This window comes from Idiomarina sp. 28-8, from assembly GCF_000320945.2.
GTDB classification, from domain to species: Bacteria; Pseudomonadota; Gammaproteobacteria; order Enterobacterales; family Alteromonadaceae; genus Idiomarina; species Idiomarina loihiensis.
Genome location: NZ_DF266795.1, coordinates 71270 through 73875 on the forward strand (window position 1 = coordinate 71270; position 2606 = coordinate 73875).

At 41.7% G+C, this 2606-nt stretch carries 4 protein-coding genes; all 4 read left to right on the plus strand.

The window, feature by feature from the left end; all coding sequences use genetic code 11:
* A partial coding sequence (locus RJ32_RS14340; protein ID WP_034823174.1) for an ATP-dependent RecD-like DNA helicase occupies positions 1-885 on the plus strand: 885 nt, incomplete at its 5' end.
* Between the two features lie 209 nt (positions 886-1094).
* Positions 1095-1472 carry a MerR family transcriptional regulator gene (locus RJ32_RS14345; RefSeq protein WP_019677949.1) on the plus strand — a complete coding sequence of 126 codons (378 nt, stop codon included), beginning with the start codon at positions 1095-1097 and terminating at the stop codon, positions 1470-1472.
* A gap of 65 nt (positions 1473-1537) precedes the next feature.
* Positions 1538-1927, plus strand: a complete 390-nt coding sequence (gene merC, locus RJ32_RS14350) for an organomercurial transporter MerC (RefSeq protein ID WP_034823179.1) — start codon at positions 1538-1540, stop codon at positions 1925-1927.
* Positions 1915-2130, plus strand: coding sequence for a GDCCVxC domain-containing (seleno)protein (locus RJ32_RS15270; RefSeq protein ID WP_072243337.1), 216 nt, complete (start codon positions 1915-1917; stop codon positions 2128-2130). Before merC ends, RJ32_RS15270 begins: the two co-directional genes overlap by 13 nt.
* Positions 2131-2606 lie beyond the last annotated feature (476 nt).

Here is a 2606-nt window from a genome sequence, read left to right on the forward strand (position 1 = left end):
CATTTACTGGTAATAGATGAAGCCAGTATGATTGACTTGCCAACCATGTATCGCCTGGTCAACCATATTCACCCATCGGTTCGTATTATCTTTACTGGCGACCCTGACCAGTTACCACCTATAGGGTGCGGCAAGGTTTTGGCTGATATCGTTCTATCAAAAGCCATTGCTAATACTATGCTAGATATCGTTAAGCGTCAGAAAGGCTCAACGGGTATTCCTGAATACTCCAAGCTCATTAATCAAGGTATCGTGCCTGAAAAACTAAGTACGGGGGCTATTCACTTCCACGAAACGGCAAAGAGCGACATTGCTCAAGCCTGTTGTGAGTTGTATCAGCAATCACCTGAAAATAGTCGCGTCATGGCACCGACCAAGGCACTCGTTGCTGAAATTAATAAACTGACCCAAGAGGCTGTTAACCCAAGCGGTAGAAGGCTTGAGTTTGAAATGCACGGTGAGAGATTCTTTCAAAACCTCAGATTGAATGATGCGATTCTATTTACGCAAAACCACTATGATAAAGGCATTCAAAACGGCTCTCTTGGTACGCTTACCAGCATTGACTCATCAGGTGAAAGTTATGGTGAAGTAACGCTGGATACGGGGGATAAAGTTGAGGTCACACAATCCGTGCTCGATTGCATGGAGTTGGGTTATGCAATAACCCTACATAAAGCTCAAGGATCGCAGTTTCCTAGAATCATTATTGCACTACAGAAAGGCAAAATCGTTGATAGAGCGTGGCTGTATACCGCGATTACCAGAGCCGAGGTTGAGATCCATATAGTTGGTAGCTCGGATGAACTAAGGGTTATTACAGAAGCCCACAGTAACTCACATAAGCGAAATAGCTACTTGAGTGAACTACTACACCAAAATTAGCAAAGCTGCTGCAAAACATCACCCAAATTTATCACCACGATCAATCGCGGCTTACAACCCGTTGCACTTTCATGTAACCACCAGCTTCAGCAGTCATACAGTTAATTGATCGTCAGCTAAGAGCGAGAAGCGGTCATTATTAGTTCGAGAAATTTTACATCGTATTGATATACTAATGTCATGAAGTAGGCTGATTTTGTGGTTATACGATGAAAACGATAGGTAAGTTGGCTAAAGAACTTGATTTAGGCGTAGAAACTATACGGTTTTATGAGCGAGAAGGCCTAATAAAGCAGCCCCAAAAACCTCAAAATGGTTATCGGGTGTATGACGACTCAATCACCAAGCAATTACAATTCATTTGTAAGGCTAAAGCACTTGGCTTTACTCTAAAGGAAGTAGCGTCTTTGATGTCAATGGATGGCGATTGTGCCAAAGTTGAATCTCTAGGTTTGCAGAAACTGAGCTTAATTCAAAGTAAGATAGCTGACCTTCAACGCTTAGAAGTCGTCATAAAAGAAATGACTAATTCATGCCGCAACAATAACGACCAATCTCACTGCCCAATAATCGATTCGCTAAAATAGCATTGACTCCGTACCTATCTACGGAGTTTACACTCAAGTCATTCAAATAATGTTAGACGTTAAAAATGATTAATAAGATTTTAGATAAAGTTGGCTCAGGTGGTGTTTGGCTTGCAGCCCTCAGTTGTACGGGGTGTTTCCCTGCTCTCGGTTCATTAGCATCAGCATTGGGATTAGGCTTTCTCTCTCACTTTGAGGGGATTGCTGTAAATACCTTGTTACCTATATTTGCAACTTTGGCGTTGTTGGTAAATTTGTATAACTGGTATAAAAACCAAAATCATACGAGAGGTACTCTTGGAGTTATTGGGCCTATAGCTGTTTTGTTAACCCTCTATCCACTATGGCAATATGACTGGAGCACTTATTTGTTCTATGTGGGTATTTGTTTGATGATTGTAATGTCCGTATTGGACATTGTTAAACCTTTGAAGGAGCAAACATGCGAGGTATAGAGTTAAATTCTACCATTACTTGCCCTGAGTGCGGTTTCAGTAAAACCGAAGAAATGTCAACCAACGCTTGCCAGTGGTATTATGAATGTGAATCTTGCAAAGTTCTCCTAAAGCCTTTGAAGGGCGATTGTTGTGTATACTGCTCTTATGGAACAGTGAAATGCCCACCAATTCAAGAAGGCCAAAGTTGTTGTAAGAGCTAAGTGAATGTCTCTTAATGGCACAAAGCCGAGATCCGACGAAGTGGTACTTTCCGTGAAAGTTGTGGTGCGATTAATTTGCAACACGTGGTAAGGAGCGGTTGCAATGTGGTGGTAAATTAAGTGCAATTAATCAAGAAGGTGAATCAATGAGTGAACAACTGAACTGTCAAAGCCGCATGGATGCGGCGACAACTCTGTACTTGCCGCAAATAACTATCCCCGTCCTGCTAAACCAATGACGTAACTCCTATCTCTCCCGACTTGTTGGAACAAGTCGCACTCACAAGGTGCAATTAAACACTGAACAAAAATTCATGGATGAATGGTTACCGCCGAAGGACTCGGCGCAAATAAAAAACGTACATACCATTATACACAGTATGTACGTTTGAAATTAAAGCCGCTGACGTTATATGTAAAGCCCTGTCACTCACTCACACGCGAATAGACACTGTTTTTACTATATACTCGTTAAC